Origin of the sequence: Phaeovulum vinaykumarii (assembly GCF_900156695.1) — a bacterium.
Classification (GTDB): domain Bacteria; phylum Pseudomonadota; class Alphaproteobacteria; order Rhodobacterales; family Rhodobacteraceae; genus Bieblia_A; species Bieblia_A vinaykumarii.
This window is the reverse complement of record NZ_FTOM01000019.1, coordinates 1-5,541: the sequence shown is the minus strand read 5'-3', so window position 1 is coordinate 5,541 and position 5,541 is coordinate 1. Positions and strand designations below refer to the sequence as shown.

Genomic DNA, 5,541 nt, shown 5'->3' with positions numbered 1-5,541 from the left:
CGCCCACAGAACGCCCAAGCCCCGACAAAACCCCCAAAACATCCCCAAAACCAACGCAAATCCCCCTCAGGCGTCGGAATGATACTCTAACGCGCGGATGAAGGATGAACGTCAGTCGGGCGCTTGTGCGCGGGTTTCCGGCGATGTGTTGCAGTTGCGCCCGCTCACGAAGGCGTGATGATTGCCCGCGGGGCAGATCGCGCCCGCGTTGCCGCGAAATGCGGCTGTTGCGTAACGCGCGGGCGGGGGGAGGCGCCTGCCTCTGGAAACGCGCGCCAAGGCGGCCTAACAAGGCACGACCGCCCCGGCCGCGCCGCGCGCGACCGGCCGCGCCACGACATCACCCCAGGGCAACCCCGGAGCGCTGAGCATGCAAGACGATCCCAATCCGCGCACGGCGCTTGTCACCGGGGCTGCGGGCTTCATCGGCTATCACCTGTGCCAGCGCCTTCTGGACGAGGGTTGGTGCGTGGCCGGCATCGACAACCTGTCGGATTACTACGACGTGCGCCTGAAGGAACGCCGCCAGGCGATGCTGGCCGAACACCCGCGCTTTTCCATCGTCAACGACGACATCCAGGCGCCGGGCCGCATGCGCGCGATGTTCGAGCGCCACCGCCCCGAGGTGGTGATCCATCTCGCAGCCCAGGCCGGCGTGCGCTATTCGATCGAGAACCCGCGCTCGTATCTCGACAGCAACATCACAGGCACCTTCGAGATCCTCGAGGCCGCGCGCGCCTTCCCGCCCCGGCATATGCTGCTGGCCTCGACCTCTTCGGCCTATGGCGCGAACACGGTGATGCCCTATGCCGAGACGGCGAAGGCCGACCATCAGATGAGCTTTTATGCCGCCACCAAGAAGGCGACCGAATCGATGGCGCATTCCTATGCGCATCTGTTCGACCTGCCGGTGACGATGTTTCGTTTCTTCACCGTCTATGGCCCCTGGGGGCGGCCCGACATGGCGCTGTTCAAGTTCACCCGCGCGATCCTCGAGGGCGCGCCGATCGACGTCTACAACCACGGCGACATGAAGCGCGACTTCACCTATGTCGACGATCTGGTGGCGGCCATTCGCCTGCTGATCGACGCCGTGCCGCAGCGCCCGGCCGAGGGGCGCGTGCCCGCGGGTGACAGCCTGTCGCCGGTGGCGCCCTGGCGGGTGGTCAATATCGGCAATTCCGAACCCGTCCAGCTGACCGATTTCATTGCCGCGATCGAGGCCGCGACCGGGCGGCGCGCCACGCGCAACCTGATGCCGATGCAACCGGGCGACGTGCCGGCCACCTGGGCGGATGCCGCGCTTTTGCACCGGCTGACGGGCTATGCGCCGCGCACCCGCGTCCCCGAAGGCGTTGCGGCCTTTGTCGCGTGGTATCGCAGCTATTACGGGGCCTGACGCGGCGCAGGGTGTTGTCTTTCACTTTCTCCGTAACGTCATTTCGTGGCCTTTATTACCGGAAGTGATCAGCAGTCCACACACTATCCCGGACGGTTCTGGGACGTTCGCCACGAACTCAGCCGCCAACCTGTCGCTTCTTCCACCACTCCCAGATCGCGGTTTTACCGACACGGCGCGCGGGCGGAAAGTGCTGCGCCACCTCTGCTGCAATCTGTTCGAAGGTGAGCCGATCGACACGCGCCGCGATGAAGGTTTGCAATTCCGGATCGCTGGCAATCTTCGGCGCGGTTCCCGAGCGATGCGCGCGGCGGTGTTCCGAGGGAGGAACGGCGCAGGCGGGCTGGCTTTCGATACCATCTTGAACGCCCTGTTCAAGGGCGGCTTCAAGGCTCCTGATCGCACGGGAAAAAGCGGCTTGCCCTGCCGTCAGCTCGAAGAGGGCAGATGCCACCAGGTCCGTAACCGACGCTTGCGTCATGCGTTTCTCCTGTTGGGTGGCCCGTGGTGCGTCACCTCACCACGGGCCACAGGGCGCGCCTTCCGCCAAGCGCGCCCTGTGCGGTTATACGTTCTGTCCCGGCTCGATCCCGAGTTGCGCGCAGACCGCGAGGCGCTCGGCATTCGTGCGGCCTTTGCCATGCGTGAGCAACTCGGGCGGCGGCACGCGGCCTGCGAGCTTCGGGCCGCCAAGGTTGACCAGCGGCAAGGCGCAGGCCTCCCAGGCTTCGAAGCTCGTGATGTTGGCGCTGGCCAGCTCCACCGCCCATTCCTCCATCGCGGGCACGAGCTTGCCCAAGGCACGCGCCCGTTCGAGTGCTGCATCGACCCGGCCTTGATGGATCTCGGCGCGCAAGGAGGCGAGTTGCGTTTCCGCCTCGCCGCCCGTTTGTGCAATGGTTGCCGCCGCGACGATGGCCCGACCTCGCGCAGGCGCTCATGGATCAGGCCGCGCTGCATTATGACGGGCGATCCCCGATGGATGCGAAGGCCCTCTCCACGTCGCCGCACATGGCCCGTGTGGGCGCCAGGTATCGCGGGGTGCAGGCATGACCGAGCATGAATGCGACATGCTGCTGACCCTGCAATGGCCTGCCGTGGTGCGGTGGGCCAAGCGGCAGGAAGAGGCGTGGATCAAGGGCTTTGCCCTGTCGATTGCCGGGAAGGGCAAGCGACAGGACTGGCTGCCCAGCCCCAAGCAAGAGCGCCTGATGCGCCGCCTGATCGACGCGCAGAGAGCTGACGATCAGGCGTTGCTGAACGGCGAGGGGCTGATCGAGCTGGTCGAGGATTGAGAACACCGCCTGCCGCTCACGCGGCGGGCTGCGGGCGTCAGTCGGGTTTCACGGGTTAACCGGGGCTGACGCTTTCGACGGTGCGCACCGGGTAACGGGCCAAAGCACCAAGGGCAGCTATTCCCCGCAAGGGGTCTCCCCACGCCCTAAGGCCCCGCTGCCACCCTCTGGCGGCGAACATGGGGGAGCGGACCGAGCCGAGGGAAAGGCAGGTCTGGCCTAAGCGGCGGGCTCGTCTGAATGGACAGGTCAAGATCGCGGCGGTCGGGGCGGGAGGCGGGGTTTTCAACCCCCGCCCTTAACCCGCTTTCCGACCGTCACAGCAGGTCTGAACTGATGGACAGGGGCAAGACAGAGAGAAGAGCAGAGGCAAGAGAGATGACACGGAAGACAGCGAACACGGCAGACCGCGCGGGCGAAGGCCTCGACCTCTTCGGAAATGGTCCCAAGACCGCTCGGTCCTGGTCACGGTTGACGAATGGATGGCGGCGGAAGTCTCGCCCGATGATCTGCCCGCGCGCGAAGGCCCCTGCGTCCTCGGCGTTGACCTGGGCGGCTCGCGGTCCATGTCGGCGGCGGCGTTCTACTGGCCCGAGACCGGGCGTCTCGAAGCTCTGGGCACCTTCCCGGCAACCCCGTCGCTGGCGGATCGCGGCGCCTCCGATGGGGTCTCGGATCGGTATTGCCAGATGCAGGAGCGCGGCGAGCTGTCGGTGATGGGCGAAGCCACGGTGCCGCCCGGCCCCTGGCTGGCGCAGATCGTCAAGCACCTGTCCGGGATCACGCCCGATTGCATCGTGGGCGACCGCTTCCGCCATGCCGAATTCACCGAAGCCATGCAGGCGGCCGGGCTGGCCCGCGTTCCGTTCATCTGGCGCGGCTTCGGCTGGAAGGACGGCTCAGAGGATATCGAGCGGTTTCGCCGGGCGCTGTTTGACGGCGACGTGAAGGCCGCGCCGTCCATGCTTCTGCGCTTCGCCTTCTCCGACGCGATCACGCTGGTGGACCCGGCAGGCAATCAGAAGCTGGCCAAGGCGCGCAGCCTCGGGCGGATCGACGCGGCCGCGGCCACGGTGCTGGCGGTGGCCCAGGGCGCGCGGATGAAGGCGGCCCCGATCAGGAAGGCGACGGCGCTATGGGTGTGAACGTCCTGCGCCTCGACAGGCGGCTTCAATTCCTGCGCGCGGTGATGGGGGATGACGGTTACGGCAACGTCATTACCGGCTGGGCCGCGCATGGCGTCCCGGTCTGGGGCGCGCGCAAGGACGTGTCGGACGCGGAACAGGTGGCGGCGGGGCGCCTGCTGGCGACGGTGACGGCGCGGTTCATCATCCGGCGTTCCAGCTTCGCGGCGGGCCTCACGCCGATGGATCAGTTTACCTGCGACGGCGCGACCTGGGCGATCGACGGCATCAAGGAGGTGGCGCAGCCCCGGCGCGGCTTCCTTGAGATCACGGCGACCAAGGGGGCGGCATGAGCAAGCGCAAGGACTATGCGCGCCACTCGAAGCGCGTCACGCGCACGCGGCGGTGGGCGGTGCTGCGCCAACAGATCCTCGAGCGCGACGGCTGGGCGTGCCGGTGCTGCGGCGAGCGGCGGCGCCTCGAGATCGACCACATCAAGCCGGTGCGGACGCACCCGGAATTGGCCTTCGACCCGCGCAACCTTCAGGCGCTCTGCGGCCGCTGCCACACCCGCAAGACCCGCATCGAGTGCGGGCACAAGGAGAAATCCCCCGAGCGCAAGGCTTGGGCGACTGCCGTTGCCGAATTGGCGGCGGAAACCACAACCACGGAAAAGGAATAACCCATGTTGGACTCTGTGAAGATCGCGCGGCGGCAAAGCGAGATCCGCCAGAAGCTGGCCGAGCTGGCCGGGAAGCCGACCCCGACCGAAGACGAAACCCGCGCGATGGAAGCCCTCGACGCGGAATACCGGACCAACGAGACCCGGTATCGCGCCGCCCTGATCGCGGAAGACACCGAACGCCGCGAGGCCGGGGCCGATCTGGAAACCCGCGCGGGCCGCGAATGGGCCGACCTGATCGCGGGCTTTCAGATGCGCCAGGTTGTCGGCGCGCTGAATGATGGCCGCGCCCTCGAAGGGCAGACCGCCGAAGTCGTGACCGAGCTGCGCAACGCGGGCGGCTATCGCGGCATCCCGGTCCCGCTCCTGGCGCTCGAAGCGCGGGCCGGGGAAACCATCTCGACCGCGACCCCCGATCCGATGCAGACGCGCCCGATCATCGACCGGCTGTTCCCGGCCAGCGTGGCCGCGCGCATGGGCGCCCAGATGATCGGCATCGGCTCCGGCGCGGTGGAATGGCCGGTGGCGACCTCGGCCGTCACGGCGGGCTGGGCGGACGGCGAGACGGGCAGCATTCCCGATCCGACCGCCTACACCACGACCGACAAGGCGCTGGCCCCGAACCAGACGATGGGCGTTCAGATGCGCATCACGCGCAAGGCGCTCCTGCAATCGGGCGATGCGCTGGAAGCCGCGATCCGGCGCGACATGAACGGCGCGATGGCGGCCGAGCTGGATCGGGCGATCTTCCTCGGGACCGGCGCGGACGGGCAACCGCTGGGCGTCATCACCGGGGCGGCGACCTATGGCATCCCCACGACTGCCGTTGATGCTGCGGCGTCCTGGGCGACCTATCGCGGCGCCGTGGTGCGGTTCATGACCCGCAATGCCGCCTCGACCCCGGCCGATGTGCGCGCGCTGATCCGGCCCGAGGTCTGGGACTACATGGAGTATCCGTTTTGATCAAGGGGCAATTTCGGCCCATTTTCGGTTATCCCGGATCAGGGCGTTGGCGAGGACGATGAGCTTGCGCATCACCGC

The 5,541-nt window shown here is 67.5% G+C and carries 7 protein-coding genes and 1 pseudogene; 6 read left to right on the top strand and 2 right to left on the bottom strand.

All coding sequences use genetic code 11. The annotated features are described in order from the left end of the window. The first annotated feature begins 370 nt into the window (after positions 1-370). Positions 371-1,399: an SDR family NAD(P)-dependent oxidoreductase gene (locus tag BW949_RS16290; protein WP_076367977.1), complete on the top strand. Its 1,029-nt coding sequence runs from the start codon at positions 371-373 to the stop codon at positions 1,397-1,399. 118 nt (positions 1,400-1,517) lie between these two features. Here BW949_RS16290 and BW949_RS16285 read toward each other — a convergent pair whose 3' ends face one another. Then, positions 1,518-1,880 carry a hypothetical protein gene (locus BW949_RS16285; RefSeq protein ID WP_076367975.1) on the bottom strand — a complete coding sequence of 121 codons (363 nt, stop codon included), beginning with the start codon at positions 1,878-1,880 and terminating at the stop codon, positions 1,518-1,520. Positions 1,881-1,964: 84 nt separating this feature from the next. Continuing rightward, a complete protein-coding gene (locus tag BW949_RS16280; RefSeq protein WP_268875861.1) occupies positions 1,965-2,297 on the bottom strand; it encodes a phage protease in 333 nt (110 codons plus the stop codon). Positions 2,298-2,448: 151 nt separating this feature from the next. Here BW949_RS16280 and BW949_RS16275 point away from each other — a divergent pair, with 151 nt between their 5' ends. The 5 genes and pseudogenes from BW949_RS16275 to BW949_RS16255 all read left to right on the top strand — a co-directional run bounded on the left by BW949_RS16275 (position 2,449) and on the right by BW949_RS16255 (position 5,463). After that, positions 2,449-2,694, top strand: a complete 246-nt coding sequence (locus BW949_RS16275; protein WP_076367971.1) for a hypothetical protein — start codon at positions 2,449-2,451, stop codon at positions 2,692-2,694. 452 nt (positions 2,695-3,146) lie between these two features. Then, positions 3,147-3,839: pseudogene (locus BW949_RS16270) on the top strand (terminase TerL endonuclease subunit); the annotation flags it as partial. Further along, a complete protein-coding gene (locus BW949_RS16265) occupies positions 3,830-4,171 on the top strand; it encodes a phage head closure protein (protein ID WP_076367969.1) in 342 nt (113 codons plus the stop codon). The pseudogene BW949_RS16270 and the gene BW949_RS16265, both read left to right, overlap by 10 nt. Then, positions 4,168-4,500: an HNH endonuclease gene (locus BW949_RS16260; protein WP_076367967.1), complete on the top strand. Its 333-nt coding sequence runs from the start codon at positions 4,168-4,170 to the stop codon at positions 4,498-4,500. Before BW949_RS16265 ends, BW949_RS16260 begins: the two co-directional genes overlap by 4 nt. Before the next feature lie 3 nt (positions 4,501-4,503). Beyond that, positions 4,504-5,463, top strand: a complete 960-nt coding sequence (locus BW949_RS16255; RefSeq protein WP_083947812.1) for a phage major capsid protein — start codon at positions 4,504-4,506, stop codon at positions 5,461-5,463. The last annotated feature ends 78 nt before the right edge of the window (positions 5,464-5,541 follow it).

Coding starts and splice junctions, on each gene's coding strand:
- BW949_RS16290 (WP_076367977.1), top strand. CDS start 371: ATGCAAGACGATCCCAATCCGCGCACGGCGCTTGTCACCGGGGCTGCG.
- BW949_RS16285 (WP_076367975.1), bottom strand. CDS start 1,880: ATGACGCAAGCGTCGGTTACGGACCTGGTGGCATCTGCCCTCTTCGAG.
- BW949_RS16275 (WP_076367971.1), top strand. CDS start 2,449: ATGACCGAGCATGAATGCGACATGCTGCTGACCCTGCAATGGCCTGCC.
- BW949_RS16265 (WP_076367969.1), top strand. CDS start 3,830: ATGGGTGTGAACGTCCTGCGCCTCGACAGGCGGCTTCAATTCCTGCGC.
- BW949_RS16260 (WP_076367967.1), top strand. CDS start 4,168: ATGAGCAAGCGCAAGGACTATGCGCGCCACTCGAAGCGCGTCACGCGC.
- BW949_RS16255 (WP_083947812.1), top strand. CDS start 4,504: ATGTTGGACTCTGTGAAGATCGCGCGGCGGCAAAGCGAGATCCGCCAG.